Annotated in this window: 18 protein-coding genes and 1 pseudogene; 7 read left to right on the top strand and 12 right to left on the bottom strand. The window is 58.7% G+C overall.

Annotation, left to right across the window (positions count from 1 at the left end; genetic code table 11):
- Nucleotides 1-41 precede the first annotated feature (41 nt).
- The 3 genes from QE435_RS09485 to QE435_RS09475 all read left to right on the top strand — a co-directional run bounded on the left by QE435_RS09485 (nucleotide 42) and on the right by QE435_RS09475 (nucleotide 4,148).
- On the top strand, nucleotides 42-1,559 hold the full coding sequence (locus tag QE435_RS09485) for an aldehyde dehydrogenase family protein (RefSeq protein WP_349041178.1): 1,518 nt from the start codon (nucleotides 42-44) through the stop codon (nucleotides 1,557-1,559).
- A gap of 206 nt (nucleotides 1,560-1,765) precedes the next feature.
- Nucleotides 1,766-3,280: a glycosyltransferase family 39 protein gene (locus QE435_RS09480; RefSeq protein WP_349041177.1), complete on the top strand. Its 1,515-nt coding sequence runs from the start codon at nucleotides 1,766-1,768 to the stop codon at nucleotides 3,278-3,280.
- Nucleotides 3,270-4,148 (top strand): phosphatase PAP2 family protein, encoded by an 879-nt coding sequence (locus QE435_RS09475; RefSeq protein WP_349041176.1) that lies wholly within the window; start codon nucleotides 3,270-3,272, stop codon nucleotides 4,146-4,148. Before QE435_RS09480 ends, QE435_RS09475 begins: the two co-directional genes overlap by 11 nt.
- A 7-nt stretch (nucleotides 4,149-4,155) precedes the next feature.
- Here QE435_RS09475 and QE435_RS09470 read toward each other — a convergent pair whose 3' ends face one another.
- The 8 genes and pseudogenes from QE435_RS09470 to lgt all read right to left on the bottom strand — a co-directional run bounded on the left by QE435_RS09470 (nucleotide 4,156) and on the right by lgt (nucleotide 10,907).
- Entirely contained in the window at nucleotides 4,156-4,464 is a 309-nt protein-coding gene (locus QE435_RS09470; RefSeq protein ID WP_349041175.1) for a type II toxin-antitoxin system RelE/ParE family toxin, read from the bottom strand.
- Nucleotides 4,465-4,743: a type II toxin-antitoxin system ParD family antitoxin gene (locus QE435_RS09465; protein WP_306933696.1), complete on the bottom strand. Its 279-nt coding sequence runs from the start codon at nucleotides 4,741-4,743 to the stop codon at nucleotides 4,465-4,467.
- A gap of 99 nt (nucleotides 4,744-4,842) precedes the next feature.
- Nucleotides 4,843-5,775 (bottom strand): ribose-phosphate pyrophosphokinase, encoded by a 933-nt coding sequence (locus QE435_RS09460; RefSeq protein ID WP_306933695.1) that lies wholly within the window; start codon nucleotides 5,773-5,775, stop codon nucleotides 4,843-4,845.
- 269 nt (nucleotides 5,776-6,044) lie between these two features.
- Nucleotides 6,045-6,752, bottom strand: coding sequence for a hypothetical protein (locus QE435_RS09455; RefSeq protein WP_349041174.1), 708 nt, complete (start codon nucleotides 6,750-6,752; stop codon nucleotides 6,045-6,047).
- A gap of 83 nt (nucleotides 6,753-6,835) precedes the next feature.
- Nucleotides 6,836-7,988 (bottom strand): annotated as a pseudogene (locus tag QE435_RS09450) (Xaa-Pro peptidase family protein).
- 1 nt (nucleotide 7,989) lies between these two features.
- Complete coding sequence (gene pgeF / locus QE435_RS09445; RefSeq protein ID WP_349041173.1) at nucleotides 7,990-8,784, bottom strand: peptidoglycan editing factor PgeF; 795 nt, start codon at nucleotides 8,782-8,784, stop codon at nucleotides 7,990-7,992.
- Nucleotides 8,785-8,979: 195 nt separating this feature from the next.
- Entirely contained in the window at nucleotides 8,980-10,080 is a 1,101-nt protein-coding gene (locus QE435_RS09440; protein WP_349041172.1) for a class I SAM-dependent methyltransferase, read from the bottom strand.
- A 5-nt stretch (nucleotides 10,081-10,085) separates the two neighbouring features.
- Nucleotides 10,086-10,907 carry a prolipoprotein diacylglyceryl transferase gene (gene lgt, locus QE435_RS09435; RefSeq protein WP_349042828.1) on the bottom strand — a complete coding sequence of 274 codons (822 nt, stop codon included), beginning with the start codon at nucleotides 10,905-10,907 and terminating at the stop codon, nucleotides 10,086-10,088.
- Between the two features lie 298 nt (nucleotides 10,908-11,205).
- Between lgt and QE435_RS09430 the strand changes: the two genes are divergently transcribed.
- The 4 genes from QE435_RS09430 (at nucleotide 11,206) to QE435_RS09415 (ending at nucleotide 13,612) form a co-directional block, all read left to right on the top strand.
- Nucleotides 11,206-11,469, top strand: a complete 264-nt coding sequence (locus tag QE435_RS09430; RefSeq protein ID WP_062426406.1) for an accessory factor UbiK family protein — start codon at nucleotides 11,206-11,208, stop codon at nucleotides 11,467-11,469.
- Nucleotides 11,470-11,930: 461 nt separating this feature from the next.
- Complete coding sequence (locus tag QE435_RS09425) at nucleotides 11,931-12,431, top strand: YbjN domain-containing protein (RefSeq protein ID WP_306933683.1); 501 nt, start codon at nucleotides 11,931-11,933, stop codon at nucleotides 12,429-12,431.
- 5 nt (nucleotides 12,432-12,436) lie between these two features.
- Entirely contained in the window at nucleotides 12,437-13,255 is an 819-nt protein-coding gene (gene proC, locus QE435_RS09420; RefSeq protein WP_349041171.1) for a pyrroline-5-carboxylate reductase, read from the top strand.
- A gap of 15 nt (nucleotides 13,256-13,270) precedes the next feature.
- Entirely contained in the window at nucleotides 13,271-13,612 is a 342-nt protein-coding gene (locus QE435_RS09415) for a tRNA-binding protein (RefSeq protein ID WP_349041170.1), read from the top strand.
- A 33-nt stretch (nucleotides 13,613-13,645) separates the two neighbouring features.
- Here the strand turns inward: QE435_RS09415 and QE435_RS09410 are convergent, their stop codons facing one another.
- The 4 genes from QE435_RS09410 to QE435_RS09395 all read right to left on the bottom strand — a co-directional run.
- Nucleotides 13,646-15,025 (bottom strand): ATP-binding protein, encoded by a 1,380-nt coding sequence (locus tag QE435_RS09410; RefSeq protein ID WP_349041169.1) that lies wholly within the window; start codon nucleotides 15,023-15,025, stop codon nucleotides 13,646-13,648.
- A 50-nt stretch (nucleotides 15,026-15,075) separates the two neighbouring features.
- Nucleotides 15,076-15,786 carry a response regulator transcription factor gene (locus QE435_RS09405; protein WP_306933674.1) on the bottom strand — a complete coding sequence of 237 codons (711 nt, stop codon included), beginning with the start codon at nucleotides 15,784-15,786 and terminating at the stop codon, nucleotides 15,076-15,078.
- Nucleotides 15,787-15,788: 2 nt separating this feature from the next.
- On the bottom strand, nucleotides 15,789-16,286 hold the full coding sequence (locus QE435_RS09400) for a MarR family transcriptional regulator (protein WP_309771437.1): 498 nt from the start codon (nucleotides 16,284-16,286) through the stop codon (nucleotides 15,789-15,791).
- 214 nt (nucleotides 16,287-16,500) lie between these two features.
- A partial coding sequence (locus tag QE435_RS09395) for a DUF1236 domain-containing protein (protein WP_349041168.1) occupies nucleotides 16,501-16,998 on the bottom strand: 498 nt, incomplete at its 5' end.

The raw sequence follows: 16,998 nt of genomic DNA, 5'->3' as shown, positions 1-16,998 counted from the left end.
GATCAAACATGGATCGTTGTTCATCAGGGAGGATGAAAGACATGAACATCCAGGTTCAGCATAAAGCGGGTGAAACTCCGTTCAAACTGAAATACGGCAACTATGTCGGCGGCAAGTGGGTGGAGCCGAAGTCCGGCCGCTACATGGACAATATCTCCCCCGTTACCGGGCAGAAGATTTGCGAAGTGCCGCGATCCGATGCCAACGATATCGAGGCTGCACTGGATGCGGCGCATAAGGCGCGCGCAGCCTGGGGCCGAACCAGCGTCACCGAGCGCTCCAATATTCTTTTGAAGATCGCTCAGCGGATCGAGGATAATCTCGATCTCATCGCTCGGGCGGAAACCTGGGATAACGGCAAGCCGCTTCGCGAAACCACCAATGCCGATATTCCGCTGACCATCGATCACTTCCGTTATTTCGCAGGCTGCATTCGCGCGCAGGAAGGCTCCATCGGGCAAATCGACAACGACACCGTCGCCTATCATTTCCATGAGCCGCTTGGTGTCGTTGGCCAGATCATTCCCTGGAACTTCCCTATTCTGATGGCAGCGTGGAAGCTTGCGCCGGCACTTGCCGCCGGCAACTGCGTGGTTCTGAAGCCGGCCGAACAGACGCCCGCTTCGATCCTGCTCGTCATGGAACTGATCGAAGATCTTCTGCCGCCGGGCGTCATTAATATCGTCAACGGTCTCGGCACCGAAGCCGGTAAGCCACTGGCGCAGAGCAACCGTATCGCCAAGATCGCCTTCACCGGCTCGACCTCGGTCGGCAAGGAAATCATGCGCTATGCGGCGGACAACATCACCAACATCACGCTGGAGCTCGGCGGCAAGTCGCCAAACGTCTTCTTTGCCGATGTGATGAATGAGGATGATGCCTTCCTCGACAAGGCGCTCGAAGGCTTTGCCATGTTCGCGCTGAACCAAGGCGAGGTCTGCACGTGCCCGTCCCGCGCGCTGGTGCATGAATCGATCTATGACCGCTTCATGGAAAAGGCGCTGAAGCGGGTGCAGGCGATCAGCCAGGACGATCCGCTGAATGCTTCCACCATGATCGGTGCGCAGGCGTCGCAGGAACAGTTCGACAAGATCATGAGCTACCTTGAGATCGGCAAGAAGGAAGGCGCCAAGGTGCTGACCGGCGGCGACAAGAAATCTCTCTCCGGCAATCTGAAGGACGGCTTCTACATCCAGCCGACGGTCTTCGAAGGCAACAACAAGATGCGGGTTTTTCAGGAGGAAATCTTCGGCCCTGTGGTTTCCGTCACAACCTTCAAGACGGTGGAAGAAGCGATCGAAATCGCCAATGACACGGTTTATGGCCTGGGTGCGGGTGTCTGGAGCCGCGATACGAACCTCGCTTACCGCGCAGGTCGCGGCATCGAAGCCGGTCGCGTGTGGACGAACTGCTACCACGCTTATCCGGCAGGCGCCGCTTTCGGTGGTTACAAGCAGTCGGGCATCGGTCGCGAGACGCACAAGATGATGCTCGATCATTACCAGCAGACCAAGAACCTGCTGGTCTCCTACAGCCCGAACAAACTCGGCTTCTTCTGATGCCGGTTGAGAGCGACACTACCGTCTTTGCGCTGGTGTCGTAATTCGGAATGCGCGCTGACTTGTTTGTGTAGAAGCCTTCCGAATTGACGTAATGGTGTCATTAATCAGGCGCATATCGTCGTCGTTCTTTTTGAGCGGATCGATATGCGCCTTTTCTTTTTCCATTTCTTACAAGTGATTTTCACGTCCAGTCGGTGTCAGGCATGAGCGGGATCGCCGGACAGTTTCAACGTGCCGCGGACACCCACCCAATGGAGACGGATAGCGCCCGATGGTGGTCGATTGCGCTTGCCTCTATCCTCGGCGTAACCTTGTTCCGCATCGTCTGTCTTGCGTTCAACCATACCGATCTCTTTGTCGATGAAGCGCAATATTGGCTCTGGAGCCGGGAGATGGCGTTCGGCGCCTATTCCAAGCCGCCGCTGATCGGCTGGGTCATTCGCCTGACCACGTGGATGACGGGCGGTGAGGGGACTTTCGACATTCGTTTGGCGGCGCCCATCATGCATGCGATGACGGCGGCTGCGATGTTCTATCTGGGGCGGATGATCTATGATGCGCGGATAGGAGCGCTGGCGGCGATCATCTACATCACGCTGCCCGGCGTCTCGCTTTCCAGCCTGTTGATTTCCACCGATACGCCGATGCTGTTTTTCATCGTCGTGTCGCTGATCCTGTGGCGCGAGCTTGCGGCGGTGCGCGATGACGGCGGACCACTCGGCTTGATGCTGGCGGCAGGGCTTGGCTTTGCGGTCGGGCTGGGCTTTCTGTCGAAATACGCCATGGCCTTTCTGTTTCCCTTCGTGCCGCTGGCGGCATTGCTGGATAGGAACTGGTGGGTCCGTTGGTCGCATGCGTTCCTGGCGGGTCTCGTTGCCACGGCTGTGGTTGCGCCCAATCTGTGGTGGAACTATACGCATGATTTCGCCACCGCCCGTCACACGGTATCCATTGCGCATTGGAATGCGGCGGGGCTGAACTTCGGCTCGGCTCTCGGCTTTTTCGGTGCGCAGGCCGGGGTCGTCGGGCCCTTCGTTTTCATCGCCATGCTGATGGCCTTGCGGGACATGAGAACGCCGACGGTCCGCGCTCTCTGCGCGCTCAGCATTCCGCTTCTCCTGTTGATGACGGTACAGGCGTTGGTCTCGCGTGCCTTCGCCAATTGGGCGGTCGGCGCCTATGCAGCAGGCCTCCTGCTTGCGACGCCATGGCTTGCGGAACGGCCGCACTGGCTGCGGGCGTCGCTTATTCTCAATACCGTTGTCGCCATTATCCTGCCGCTGCTCACCATCTTCGGTACGGAGTTGCGTCTTCCCAATGGCGAGCTGGCGTTGAAGCGCTATCTTGGCCGGTCCGCTCTGGTATCGACAGCAATTGCGGATGCGAGAAGGCTGGACGCTCACGTCCTGGTCGCCTCCGACCGGTCCTTCCTGGCGGAAATGTTCTATCAGTTGAGAGACGATCATCATATTGCGCCGCGCGCGTGGAACGAGGGTGCCGAGCCTCCATCCAGTCACTATGCGCTGCTCTATTCGCTGCTGCCGGGGGAGGCGACCAACGCGCTTCTTCTATCGCGTGCCGACTCGCTCCCTGCCTGCATCAAGGATGAGCCGGCGGAAGCCCAATGGGTGGCGGCCGCCGGTTTCATGGAACGCGCCACCGTCGGCCTCTGGAAAATTCCCGCCTCCTGTCTTGAGGGGGCGAACCATGGACCATGATATCGTCCATATGCGGCTCACCATCTGGCTGACGATCGCAACGCTTTGCGCCGTGATCGTTTTTGCGGCTTTCCCCTTCCTGGACCTGAGAATTTCCACCCTGTTCTTCAGCGGGCAGGCAGGAGACTGGGTGGGCCGCAGCCCGAACTTCATGTTCTGGAGAGATGTGCTGCGCCACGGCGGTGAGGCCTTCGCCGTCGTGACATTCCTCATCTTCCTGGGCAACGTCCTGATCGGAACCACACAACAGACCGGCTGGCGCGTCTGGGCCTTTATCTGGGGCAACACGCTGGCCTGCGCCGGGCTGCTGGTCAATGGCATTTTGAAAACCTGGCTCGGTCGCGCGCGGCCAGATGGCGTTCTCGAATTCGGTGGCACCCAGACATTTACGCCAGCGTTTCAGCTCAGCAATCAGTGCTTCAAGAACTGTTCCTTTTCATCCGGCGAGGCGGCCCTGATTGCCAGCGTCGTATTACCGGTCTGCGTTTTGCTCTGGCCGCAACTCACGCGTAGGGGAAAGATAGTCTGCGCCGTGGTCGCTGCCTTCCTGATTATCGCAACGGCTGCCATGCGCATGGCCGCGGGTCGGCATTTCCTCAGCGATACGACGATGTCGATCCTCTTTGCCGCCCTGACGACGCTTGTTCTTTATCGTCTTCTCGCAATTGGAGAGCATCGGCACGTGCTGGGCCTCCGGCCCGTTGTTTCGGACGTGTCGGCCATTCTGGAGCATTCCCGAATCTACGGTGGGCGGTGGCTGGTTATGTTGATAAGGAGAGGTCTGAAGACGGCAGTTCTTCTACAGGCATGGGCGGCGAAGGAAAAGATGAGGCTGTCACAGCGACGTTCAGACGTGGCCCTCGACTAAGGCCGCTTCAACCTTCGTTGGATTCGCGAAATTCTTGTCCTTTGCCAAGAATACGGAGAACGATGACACGCTCATCTTCGACGATAAAGGCGATGCTGGCGTTCCGCTCAAAGCCAATAATCCGCAGTCCGTCACGGACGTCATCTCTGAGCGTGCCCCGCTCCGGAAATACGGACAGACCGCTCAAGAAGTTACCGATGCGATCAAGATATCTGTCAGCGACGACGGATGAGCCTGATACCTCAATGATATAGTCATAAATGCTGACGAGATCGTTTTGCGCCTCGGGGGTGAGGCGCACCATATAACGCTTCACTCAACCGCGACCTTTGCGCTGGGCGATGCGGGATCGGACGTTTGCCAAGCCTTCCTCGAGTGTAACCGTGCGTGTGGGATCTGCTTTGTGAGCATCGTACGCCTGAGCCGCCTCATCCCGTAGCCAACGGTCCACCGCCGCGTCTCGCGCGGCGAGCGTTCTCAAACCGTCGCGGATCACTTCGCTTTCGCTCGCATACTCACCAGATGCAACCTTGGCTTTGACCATTTCCGCCATGTCCAAGGGTAGGGTTATGCTGAGGGACTGGGTTGTGCGCATAGTCATCACCTTCATTATCGCGCACGGAGATTACAACAAGATAGGATTTAATCCTACTCGTTTCCAATGTCGCAGATAGAAGGCAGAGGAACAGCTAGATCAATCGAAGAGGCCCGAGACCGACTGTTCCATCGCCGTGCGGTTGATCGCTTCGCCGAGCAGGGTGGCGGTGGTGATCACGCGGATGTTGTGCGCGGACTGGACGCCGGTGGTCGGCTGGATGCTGTCGGTGATGACGAGTTCGCGCAGCTTGGAGGATGACACGCGAGCAACGGCGCCGCCGGAGAGAACGCCATGGGTGATGTAGGCGGTGACGCTGGTCGCGCCGTTCTTGAGCAGGGCTTCTGCGGCGTTGCAGAGCGTGCCGCCGGAATCGACAATGTCATCGATCAGGATACAGTCTTTACCGGACACGTCACCGATGACGTTCATGACCTCGGATTCGCCGGGACGATCGCGGCGCTTGTCGACGATGGCGAGAAGACAGTCGAGACGCTTGGCAAGCGAGCGGGCGCGCACCACGCCACCCACGTCTGGGGAAACAACCATGACGTTCTTGGTGTCGTAGTGTTCCTTCACGTCGCGGGCGAGGATCGGTGCGGCGAAGAGGTTGTCCGTCGGGATATCGAAGAAACCCTGGATCTGACCGGCGTGAAGATCGAGCGTCAGGACGCGATCGGCACCGGCTTCGGTAATGAGATTGGCAACGAGCTTGGCAGAGATCGGCGTTCTTGGACCGGCTTTACGGTCCTGGCGGGCGTAGCCGAAATAGGGGAGAACGGCAGTGATGCGCTTTGCCGAGGAACGACGCATGGCGTCGATCATGATCAGCAGTTCCATCAGGTGGTCATTGGCCGGGAAGGATGTGGACTGGACGACGAAAACATCCTCGCCGCGTACATTTTCACCGATTTCTACGAAGATTTCCTGGTCCGCAAACCGTTTTACTGTGGCATTTCCCAGGGGAACATTGAGATACTTGCAGATCGCTTCGGCCAGATGCCGGTTCGAATTGCCTGCGAAAACCTTCATGGGTGCCGCCTGTTTTCCATGCCATCGCTTGAGCCCGGGATTTTTAAGTCTGTTCCGCGGCCAGTGCGTCGTTCAACGGGAAGGAATACCCGGCCCAGAAGGGCGCCGGACATGCCGTTTTGCCATGGGCGCCTTAATAGCGCTGTTGCCTGTGAATGCAATAGCCGGAACCCCGTTACCCATGATTTTCGTGAAAACTTTGTGACTCGACTGTTTTCAACTGTCTCTTCAATCGATTGGATCGGCGCAAGTGCTTTCGACCGACTGACTTATCCACGCCCGTTCTGCCGCCATGCTTGGTAATCGTCCAGCGTCTTGGCTGCGATCTTCTGCATCACGCCATCGGTGACGGCCGACCACGGGTCGCCCCCGCGTGACGCCACGGCTTCCTGCCCCTGGAGGCGATGAAGCCGAGCGCCATTGGCATCGAGAATGTCCCAGACATAGACGACCGTGACCTTGCCGCCATCTTCAAAAGCCGAAAGATAGCCCTTCAGGATGTTCGTGGCGGAGGTATCGGCGGAAGGCAGGATCGTCAGCCCCTTGGCGCGGGCCTCCGCTCCAAGTTGTCTGGAGAGCGGCGTGACCGCCTGGACCGGCGCGCCGATAATCGGCAGGAAGCGGATACTGGCGGCACCCGACGAAGCAAGTGCTGCAGTCTGCTGCTGCGGCTGAGTGGCTCGCGGTTGCTGCGGCTGGCGGCTGACCGGCTGACCGTATTGAACGCCGCTGGTCATCGCCTGGGCTTGCGCCTGCAGCGTGTTCTGCGGCGCGTAGGCCGGTACTTGCGGTGCAACGCCGGAACCGGAACGATCAGCAGCTGCCGCCATCTGGTCGAGATCGCCCTGATTGACAGGGGTCGATGCCGTCTGGTTGTGCCCGACATTGACTTGCGGTGTGAGCGCATCACTGGTGTTGCATGCAGAAAGAGCCATCAAGAGCCCGGGAACTGCAAGGATCCCACCCAGCCTGCTCATGCCCTGTATCTCATCATCATCGGCTCCGTCTCCCCAGAATGGGCGCGATTAAAGTGCCGTTTGGGTTTCGAGTCAAACCGTCTTCAGGCGGTCAGCATGTCGAGGCTGTGGCGTGAGAGCGATTGCGGCGCACCTTCTGTCGTCACATAGGTCTGACCCAGCGTCATGGCGATGCCGGCATCGCTGTCCATGATGATCATGTGAACGAAGAGGGTCATGTTGGGCAGGATTTCCTGTGTGTTTCCCGGCGTAGAACATCTGGTGCTCCATCCAGGACGGCGAGAAGCGTGCGCCAAGCGAGTAGCCGCAGGCGTTGAGGCGGTGGCGAGTCAAGCCGCGCTCATCCATGATCTTGGCATGCACATCGAAGACGCCGCCGAAGGTGTTGCCGGGGCGAAGAACCTCTTCGATGGCGCGGATGTTTTCGGCGCAGGCATTGTAGAGTTCCTTATGGCGGAACTCCGGTTCGCCAATGACGACGGTGCGCATCATCGCCGCGTGATAATGGGCGCTGGCGCCAGCCCATTCGAGCGTGATCTGGTCCTTGGCATCCAGCTTGCGGCGGCCGGCCTTGTAGCGGCACAGAAGCGCATCGGGGCCGGAGCCGATGATGAATTCGTTGGCAGGGTAATCGCCGCCTCCGGAAAAGACCGCGCCCTGCATGGCAGCCAGAATGTCGGCCTCATCGGCACCCGGCTTGATGAGCGCGATGGCTGCATCGAGCGCATCATCGGCAAGCTCACCGGCACGCTTGGCATAGGCAATCTCGGCTGGGCTTTTCACCAGTCGAAGTGTGCTCACGAGATAGGAAGCATCGACGATCTGGCAGAAGCTTGCCAGTTGATTATCCAGCAGGCGCGCCACCCGTCCAGTCATGCCGTGGGTGTCGAACTCGATGCCGACGCGGCAACCGAGCAGGTCCATCTCGCTCATCAGGTTTTTGAGATCGAGCGTCGGATCGGCATTGAGGCGATCCACCCAAATGACGATGTTTTCGATATTGGAGGTGTGGCGGGCCTGGCGCAGGTCGGCGGAACGCGTCAACAGCGCAACCGAGCCATCGGCCTTAACGATCAGCGTCTGGAAGAAGCAATAGCCGAAGGTGTCGTAGCCGGTCAGCCAGTACATGCTTTCCTGGGCGAAAAGCAGCACGGCATCCAGCTTTTCCTCTGCCATCTTCTCGATCAGGCGGGCACGACGGGCCTCAAATTCGGCGGGTTCGAAGTGAAGAGCCATCTTACGTCTCCAAAATTGCTATTGCTGAGATCTGTCGACCATAATCCGGTTCGGACAGATGCGTGGTCCTGCGGAAGGAAAAGAATCTTTTGTCATCCGGATAGGTGCAGAGGTTGAGATTTTCGGCCTGAATGCCCGCTTTGGTCAGACGGTCCATCGTCAGTTGCTTCAGGTCGAAATAGGCGTGGCCTTCATTCTCCGAAGGCGCGAAGTATTGATCGTAGGTTGGATCCAGCTTTTTCAGATCTTCGACGCGCTCCGGTCCCACCTCGTAATTCTCCTGCGCGATGGAGGGGCCGAGTGCTGCGACGATGTTTTCTCGGCGTGCGCCAAGCGCGATCATGGCTTCGATGGTGTTCTCCAGAACGCCATGAACCGCACCCTTCCAGCCGGCATGGGCCGCGCCAACGATGCCAGCTTTGCGGTCGGCAAAAAGAATCGGTCCGCAGTCGGCACTCAACACGCCTATGACGATACCGGGCGTTGCCGTCACCATCGCGTCCGCTTGCGGTCTGCCCCCATAATAGGTCTCGTCGATCACGACGACATTGGGGGAGTGGATCTGGTGGACGGTTGCGAGCTTTTCGGCCGAAAGACCGAACCACTGCGCCACGCGGCGGCGATTTTCCACGACCGATTGGCGTTCGTCTTGCGAGCCGAGGCCGACATTCAAGCCGCGATAGATGCCTTTCGAAACGCCGCCTTCGCGGGTGAAGAAGCCATGGCGTATGCCGTTTTCGGACGCCGCCTCAAGCAATGTGCTCTGAACGGGAAGCGGCAGCGTGTCGTCCTGCATGGGGTGTTCAATCCTTTGCGGTGTCGCCGATTTTTTCAGTGATGATTCTGAGCGAGTGTTTCCGATGGGCGCATCTCAAAAAAGATGCCGTGCGGCAGATTTGTTCTGCTTCGAATTGGCCCGATGTTGGCCCAAGCGGACTGCCCGTGTCAATCTCCTCTCAGGCGTCCGTCAGGTGTCTACTCGTCAGCAGGCTCAATCCAGCGCGCGAAACGGCAGCAAATGAAGGGCAGGGCTGGAGATCGCAAGCACCTTGAAAAGCTCACCCATCTTACCAGCACCTTCGCCAGCGAGACGGTTGATGGCTTCGGCAATCGTCAGCATCTGATCGGGCGTCGCCGTTGCTGCCAAAGCCTGTCCGCGTTCCTTGAGGCCAAGGCCGTAGAGGAAATCGCCCTGGTGCAGAAGGCCGTTCACATGGATGCCGTTTGCAGTCGCGGTCTTAACGAGGCTTTCGAAATCCACATGGCTGGTCAGATCGGCCTCGCCGGGATGGGCGAGGACGGGATCATATTCATGCATTCTGAGCGCCTGCATGGTATCGCCATAGCCGGAGACCATGTGGCCGTAGTCGATGACGAGCGCGGTGCCGCTGTTGACTTTAAGCCTCTCGCAAAGTGCGGCCATGACCGCTTCACGGGCAGGAGAGTATTCGAAGATCGTGCCAAGCGCCTGTCGCTCAGACTGCGGGGGCAGGAGGTCCGGATCAAGACCAGCGACGCCTGCGGTGAAAATCAGTTCGTCATCCTCATCGAGGCTGACGACCCTTTCTCTGAAGCCTTGGTGCGTCTTGACGAACTGGCGGATAGGGATGGCATCGAAGAGTTCGTTGGCGGCAATCAGCAGGAAGCCTGGCGGCACGTCGTTGAAGCTCTCGTGCCAGCTGATCTTGCCCTCATGCGCGACAAGCGTCTTCTGCTGCGTCTCGGTCAGAAGCGGGCTCGTTTCGACGAGATGCACACTCATTGCGTCGTAAAGGGGGGCGGCAATGCGCTGAATCACCCTCAACATATCCGTCATCATCGTGCCGCGACCGGGTCCGATTTCCACCAGCCTGACATTGGCGGGCAGGCCGTGGCGCTGCCAGGCATGGACCATGAAGACGCCTAGCATCTCACCGAAGAGCTGGCTGACTTCCGGTGCCGTGACGAAATCGCCGGTGCGACCGAAGGGCTGGCGTGTCTTATAGTATCCATGCTCGGGATCTGCGAGGCAGAGCGAGAAGTAATCGGTGACGCTTAAGGGGCCGTTGAGGCGAATAAGAGACTTGATGCGACGTGCAAGGGGCGTTGGCATGTCACTTATCCGTTCTGGCGGGCGCGGGCGGCAAAGCGTGCCCGCAGGATTGCCCAGACGCCGAGCGCGAACATGGGCGCTGAGAGAACCATTCCCATGGTCAACCAGTTCCCCGCCAGATAGCCGATCTGTGCGTCGGGTTCGCGGAAGAATTCGACGAAGATGCGCGACAGGGCATATCCGGCAACGAAGGTGCCCGTCACCGTGCCGGGTGTTTTCAGCGCCTTGAAGACCCATACCAATACGGCGAGAACAATCAGCAGCACGATGCCTTCCAGCCCGGCTTCGTAAAGCTGGCTTGGATGGCGGGCGAAAGGTCCGCCGGTCGGGAAGACGACCGCCCATGGAACATCCGTCAGCCGGCCCCACAATTCGCCATTGATGAAGTTCGCGATGCGGCCGAAGAACAGGCCGACGGGTGCGACGGCCGCGATAATGTCGAACATGCTCCAGACGGGAATGGCGTTGCGACGGGCAAAGAGGATCATTGCGATCGTCGTACCCAGGAGGCCGCCATGGAAGGACATGCCGCCATTCCAGATCTCGAAGGCGCGCACCGGGTTCGCCATGACGGCAGGAAGATCGTAAAAGAGTACGTAACCGATGCGGCCACCCAGCACGATGCCCGCGGCTGCCCAGATGATGAAATCATCGAGATGGATCGGCGTCACGGGCGATTTGTCACCCGGCCACAGGCGATCCGTCATGCTGAGCTTGCGCGCGTAGTACCAGCCAAGAAGAATACCGACGACATAGGCGATACCATACCAATGGATCGAGATCGGGCCGATGGAAAAAGCGATCGGATCAATGTTGGGAAACGGCATGATCGAAAGCGGGGCAAGCGGTGAAAACAAGTCGCGGATTCCATTCTCTGTTGTTGTCGAAAACGCCGGTTTTCGTACGGCAGGCAGTATTAGCATGATCTTTCCCGCCGGGCGAAAATGGCGGGTGAAAAGGGAGCGGTCAAGGCGATTCTTTGGCGCTTTCACGGCTGTCACAAGTAAGGTTACTGCCCGTCATCATCCCGTTTTCGCTTGCAACGCGGCAAGGGAGTGCCTACCTGAAATGTCAGAACCGGATAGAGCAGCATGTCTCTCCGGATGAAGACGAGGACACCGCGCCATGAGCACAACCGGAACCAACCGCATTTTCGATGAATTCGCGAAGCTGATGACCGATGCCGCAGGTGCGGCGCAGGGTGTACGCAAGGAGGTAGAGCAGGCGTTCCACGCGCAGGCCGATCGCTGGCTAAACAGCCTCGATGTGGTGAAGCGAGAGGAGTTCGACGCGGTGCGCGAGATGGCCATCAAGGCGCGAGACGAGAATGACGCGCTGCGCGCCAGGATCGAAGCGCTTGAGGCAAAGCTTTCCGGAAACGCTTCCTGAGCCAAATCCGATCTTCGATTTGGACTTCTGTCAGACAGGCCGCGCTCTCAGAAAGGGCGCGGCCTTTTCATTTTACCCGCCGCGAGCCCCCAACCTGCGCGAGTGCGGATTCGTCTCCAAAGAGCAAGCAATTTCATCAGCATTTTTTTCCCCTCTGTGGACACATCCAAAAAACGCAATCGGCAGAGTCGGTTATGACTCTCAACTGATCTGACGCGCCAAGAGATATCCACGGTTCTCCCCGGAAAATGGAATGACAGGGGGTGGCGATGGGACTCGCTCGTTATAGACTGATTTTAAATGATGATTCGAAACGAACTCGGTAAGCTCCAGACAGGTTCACTGCGTTAATCTGGCAGCGTCGGGCAATCGTCCTAAACTGATGTACCGGCATTTGTGTGTGCGTTTTTGTGCTTTCGCGTGCGAAACAAAACATTCATCTCCGGCTGAAAAGGTGCCGTATGAGCCTAATAGAATTCGAAGTTGAACGTCTCTCCAACCCGGTCGATATGATCGAGTTCGTAGCGGCTGCCAACGATTGGTCTTTCGAGCGCTCGGGTGAGGACGAAATTGCCATGACGGTGGGAGGTCGTTGGGCCGATTATCACGTCTCGTTTTCCTGGATGGAACAGTTCGAAGCGCTGCATCTGGCCTGCGCCTTCGATATCCGCGTGCCCGATCATCGCGTCAATGAAGTGATCCGGCTGCTCTCGCATGTCAACGGCCAGACACTGATGGGGCATTTCGACCTTTGGCGTCAGGAGGATGTCATCATCTTCCGTCAGTCACTGCTTCTGGCTGGTGGTGCCGAGCCGACGAACCAGCAGGTCGAAGTTCTACTTTCCAGCGCGTTGGAAGCCTGCGAGCAATATTTCCAGGCCTTCCAGTTCGTCGTCTGGTCCGGGATGGAAGCCAAGGCCGCGATGGAGGCGGCTCTCTTCGAAACCGTGGGCGAGGCCTGATACGCATGCTTTCGCTTGGTTCTAACCCTATCGTACTCGTTGGTGCCGGCAATATGGGCGGCGCCATGCTTTCCGGCTGGCTGAAGAAGGGCGTTTCCGGTTCGTCGGTGATCGTCATCGATCCACGCCCTTCCGATGCCATGATGTCGACACTTGGCGAGGCGGGTGCACGCCACTGCGAGAGCGCACCGGATGGCGTAACGGCCAGCATTCTGTTTTTGGCGGTCAAACCGCAATTGATGGATGCCGTGCTGCCAGGTCTGAAAGGTCTTGTCGGGGAAAAGACAGTCATCGTTTCGATTGCTGCGGGCAAGACGCTGTCGTCTATCGAGAGCCATCTCGGTGAGGCGGCGACCGTGCGTGCCATGCCCAACACACCCGCCATGGTGGGGCGCGGCGTGACCGGTGCTTATGCCAATGAGCGCGTTTCGGCCGACCAGCGTCAGCTGGTAGAAGAGCTTCTGAAAGTCAGCGGTCCGGTAGAATGGGTTGCGACCGAAGGTGATATCGATGCCGTCACTGCCGTGTCCGGCAGTGGCCCCGCTTATGTTTTCTATCTCGTGGAATGCATGGCAGAGGCAGGTCGCAAAGCTGGCCTGCAGGCGGACCTTGCCATGCGTCTCGCGCGAGAAACCGTCGCGGGGGCTGGTGAACTTCTTTATCAGTCCCCCGACGACGCGTCGAAACTGCGCCAGAATGTGACGTCTCCGGGCGGCACGACGGCAGCCGCACTCTCCGTGCTAATGGCAGAGGATGGCATGCAGCCCTTGTTCGACAAGGCGATTGCCGCGGCAAAGACACGGGCAGAAGAACTGGCGAACTGATCGGAGATAGGGCAGATGAGCGCTGAGATCACCTATGCGGATTTCGAGAAGGTCGATATTCGTGTCGGCACCATCATCGAGACGGAGGCTTTTCCCGAAGCGCGCAAGCCCGCTTTTAAGCTGAAGATCGATTTCGGACCCGAAATCGGCATCAAGAAATCCTCGGCGCAGATTACCGTGCACTATACGCTGGACAATCTGGTCGGCCGGCAGGTGCTTGCTGTCGTCAACTTTCCGCCGCGCCAGATCGGGCCGTTCCGCTCGGAAGTTCTCACCCTCGGTTTTGCCGATGCCAATGGCGATATTGTCCTGGCCGCCGTCGAGCGCGCTGTGCCGAACGGCGAGAAGATGTGCTGATTACCGCCACACGTGAGCTTGTTTCCCGACCCGTCAGGCCGGGATTTTCACGATGACCCGTAGGCCACCCAACGGGCTGTCATCCAGCATGACGTCGCCGCCATGGCTTCTGGCAATATCGCGCACGATCGAAAGGCCAAGCCCGGTGCCGGAGGCGTTGAGGTTGCGCGCCTCATCCAGCCGGAAGAAGGGCTTGAAAACATCTTCGCGCGATTCCGGCGGAATGCCCGGACCATCATCATCGAAGACGAGGCTGATCGATCGCGGTGCGCGCCGTAACTCAATGGACAGCGTCTGCGCATAGCGCTGCGCGTTGGCGGCAAGGTTGCCGATGAGGCGCGAAAAGGCGTTAGGACGCGCGGTGAGCTGTGAGACGCCGTTCAGCTGGAAGGTCATCGTCTTGCCGACCATTTGGAAATCGCTCTGCAGTTTCTGCAGCAATGGCTCCAGTTCCAGTGTGCCAACATCCTCCTCCGCATCATCGCGAGCAAAGGCGAGATAGGCCTCCAGCATCGACTGCATGTCGTCGACATCCTTGTCCAGGCCATCAAGATCGGGGTTGTCGCCTGCCAGTGCGAGCTGAAGCTTGAAGCGGGTGAGGATGGTGCGCAGATCGTGGCTCACACCGTTGAGCATCGCGGTGCGCTGCTCCATCTGTCGCTCGATCCGCTCTCGCATGAGAATGAAGGCAAGACCGGCGCGCCGTACTTCATCGGCGCCCTTGGGCGAGTAGGCCGTAATCTTCTGGCCCCGACCGAAACTCTCGGCAGCCTTTGCGAGCGCCAGGATCGGACGAATCTGGCCGCGTAGGAAGAGGATAGAGATGCCGAGCAGAACGAGCGATGCGCCGACCATCCAGACGAGGAAGATGTGCGTGTTGGAGGCATAGGTCTGGTTGCGGCGCGTGAAGATGCGTAGCGTCTTGTCCTTCAACTGGATGCGGATTTCCACCAGCGAGCCGTTGCCGAATGCGTCGATCCAGAAGGGCCTGCCGATCTGCGCGGTGATCTGGTCGGCTAGAATGGAATCGAGGATGGAGAAGAAGGGTTGTGGTCTCGCTGGAGGAAGCTCCGTCTTTGGCTCGATATAGATGCTGAGGTCGAGCTTTTCCCGGGCGATATTGATGACGCGCTGATAGTCGTCCTCTTCCGGATCCGTCTCGATCAGTTCGATGATCGCGGCAATATCGCGCGTAACGGCAGCAGAGAGACGCTCCGTTACCAACTGCCAGTGTCTTTCCATGAAGACAGCTGCGACGACCGCCTGCAATAGAACCATGGGCAGGATGATGATCAGCAGCGAGCGGGTATAAAGCCCGGTCGGCAACCAGTGCCGCAGCCATCGCACGAAGAAGCGCCACCCTCGTGCCGGGGCGCTGTTGCGGGCGAAACTCATGAAGTCGAGGCTTGCCATTGATCACCTGTCCATCCGGCTCTTAACCGGACGTGCCAGAAAGGGGTGGTTCAATCCACGCTGAGACGGTAGCCGATGCCACGCACCGTTTGCAAATAGACCGGGTTGGCCGGATCGTCTTCGATCTTGCGCCGAAGGCGGTTGATCTGCACGTCGATGGTCCGCTCTCCGACATCCGCATCGGCATCCACCAACTCATGTCTTGGAATGGTGTCGCCGGCGCGCAGTGCAAAGAGCATCATGATGTCCAACTCGCGGTCGGTCAGCCGGATGATCTCCGCGCCGCGTCGAAGCTCCTTCTTGTGTAGGGAGAAGTTGAACGGCCCGAAAATGATCTGGTCGATTTTCGGCGTATCCGGCGAGGTGTTGCGTCTGAGAATATTGTTGATGCGCAGCACAAGTTCACGCGGGTCGAAGGGTTTGGCGAGATAGTCGTCGGCGCCAGCCTCGAGACCGGCAATCCTCGAATCCGCTTCCGAGCGTGCCGTGAGGAGAATAACCGGTACAGTCTTGTTTTCGTTGAGGGACTTTGTCAGTGACAGGCCGTTTTCGCCCGGCATCATCACGTCGAGGATCAGGAGATCGAACTGGATGCCCTGCATCTTTCGGCGTGCTTCGGCGGCGTCCGCCGCAGCGGTGATACGGTATCCCTTGTCGCTCAAGAAGCGCTGCAGAAGGTCGCGGATACGCGCGTCGTCATCGACGATGAGAAGATGGGGGGCGTCATCATCCGCCGGCTGTTTTGGTGTGGCTACGGCCATCGTCATTCCGCTCCCGTCGGTTCGGCGTCGCGCATTCTGGCGAGAAATTGAAGAACGCAGGTCCTGGCCTCCGTCGACATGCCATCCAGAGCGCGGGCAATGCGGCGCGATTGCGGATCGCTCAAGGCGAGGGCCAGTTCGCGGCCAGTCAGTGTTGGGTAAAGCCTGCGCTGGCGGCGGTCTTCGGGGCCTGCCATCTGGCGGATATAGCCATCATCGATGAGTTGTTTGAGCACGCGTGCAAGGCTCTGCTTGGTAATCTGTAGCGTGTCGAGAAGATCCGCGACCGTCATGCCGGGGTTGCGGCAGACAAAATAGACCACACGGTGGTGGGCGCGACCATAGCCGAGCTTCTCCAGAATGGCGTCCGGATCGGAAACGAAGTCCCGATAGGCGAAGAAGAAGGCCTCAATCGTGTCGAAGTCGATCTTTGCATCATCGACATGGGGCAGGGCCGGAGCCTGTTTGGCGGCAGCCTTTTTCAGCGATTGGGCAGGCACTGGTCTTCCTTCATATTATCGAATGTGGACCATCATTATCACGAGATTGGCCCAAATGGTGTCCAAGAGGGATGTCTCCCGATCATTTTCTGTTGCGTTCGATAATATGCCGCAGGTTGAACATCAATGCCAAAGCGGCCAACAGCAAACAAGCAAAAGAGCGCGGACTGGCCGCGCTCTTCGCTACTCATAAACGCTGGTACTCTACGCGACTTTACTCGTACACATACACAACGCGGCGCGTGCTTGGTTCGACCAGAACGCGGCGATCGTTGACGCGGACATAGCTGTACTCGTAGTCAGGAATGGTCACGAGTTCCGCGCTGGCAGGAACGGTGGTGCCGATGGCGACATCGCCCTCGACGCGCACGATCTTGCCGGGATGCTGATCGATGTAGGTGATGACCTGCTCCGGCGGGTCTACCTCACCAACGCGACCAAGGTTCGGGTCGCCAGGGTTCGGCTCTTCCTGCTGAATGCTGGCCGTCTTCTCGTAGGTGACGACTGGAACTTCGATGTCGGCGCGACGCTCGCGCAGAATGACCGGCGAACCTTCATACATGACGTTCAGATAATCGGCGTTGGCCCAACCGCGAACACCGTTAACTTCAATACGGCACCAGGCGCTGCCTTCCAGGCATCCGTCAAGAACCGCATTGCTTCCGCGCGTTGCAAGACCCACTTCCGGGTAATCTTCGCCCGGGCCGGAACG

This window comes from Agrobacterium sp. SORGH_AS 787 (assembly GCF_030819035.1).
Lineage (GTDB): Bacteria > Pseudomonadota > Alphaproteobacteria > Rhizobiales > Rhizobiaceae > Agrobacterium > Agrobacterium larrymoorei_B.
Note: the sequence above shows the minus strand (reverse complement) of the source record. Positions and strands in the feature narration are given on the sequence as shown.

What these genes read in the sequence shown, in the direction of transcription:
- QE435_RS09485 (WP_349041178.1), top strand. Translation starts at nt 42, where the DNA reads ATGAACATCCAGGTTCAGCATAAAGCGGGTGAAACTCCGTTCAAACTG.
- QE435_RS09480 (WP_349041177.1), top strand. Translation starts at nt 1,766, where the DNA reads ATGAGCGGGATCGCCGGACAGTTTCAACGTGCCGCGGACACCCACCCA.
- QE435_RS09475 (WP_349041176.1), top strand. Translation starts at nt 3,270, where the DNA reads ATGGACCATGATATCGTCCATATGCGGCTCACCATCTGGCTGACGATC.
- QE435_RS09465 (WP_306933696.1), bottom strand. Translation starts at nt 4,743, where the DNA reads ATGCGCACAACCCAGTCCCTCAGCATAACCCTACCCTTGGACATGGCG.
- QE435_RS09460 (WP_306933695.1), bottom strand. Translation starts at nt 5,775, where the DNA reads ATGAAGGTTTTCGCAGGCAATTCGAACCGGCATCTGGCCGAAGCGATC.
- QE435_RS09455 (WP_349041174.1), bottom strand. Translation starts at nt 6,752, where the DNA reads ATGAGCAGGCTGGGTGGGATCCTTGCAGTTCCCGGGCTCTTGATGGCT.
- pgeF (WP_349041173.1), bottom strand. Translation starts at nt 8,784, where the DNA reads ATGCAGGACGACACGCTGCCGCTTCCCGTTCAGAGCACATTGCTTGAG.
- QE435_RS09440 (WP_349041172.1), bottom strand. Translation starts at nt 10,080, where the DNA reads ATGCCAACGCCCCTTGCACGTCGCATCAAGTCTCTTATTCGCCTCAAC.
- lgt (WP_349042828.1), bottom strand. Translation starts at nt 10,907, where the DNA reads ATGCCGTTTCCCAACATTGATCCGATCGCTTTTTCCATCGGCCCGATC.
- QE435_RS09430 (WP_062426406.1), top strand. Translation starts at nt 11,206, where the DNA reads ATGAGCACAACCGGAACCAACCGCATTTTCGATGAATTCGCGAAGCTG.
- QE435_RS09425 (WP_306933683.1), top strand. Translation starts at nt 11,931, where the DNA reads ATGAGCCTAATAGAATTCGAAGTTGAACGTCTCTCCAACCCGGTCGAT.
- proC (WP_349041171.1), top strand. Translation starts at nt 12,437, where the DNA reads ATGCTTTCGCTTGGTTCTAACCCTATCGTACTCGTTGGTGCCGGCAAT.
- QE435_RS09415 (WP_349041170.1), top strand. Translation starts at nt 13,271, where the DNA reads ATGAGCGCTGAGATCACCTATGCGGATTTCGAGAAGGTCGATATTCGT.
- QE435_RS09410 (WP_349041169.1), bottom strand. Translation starts at nt 15,025, where the DNA reads ATGGCAAGCCTCGACTTCATGAGTTTCGCCCGCAACAGCGCCCCGGCA.
- QE435_RS09405 (WP_306933674.1), bottom strand. Translation starts at nt 15,786, where the DNA reads ATGGCCGTAGCCACACCAAAACAGCCGGCGGATGATGACGCCCCCCAT.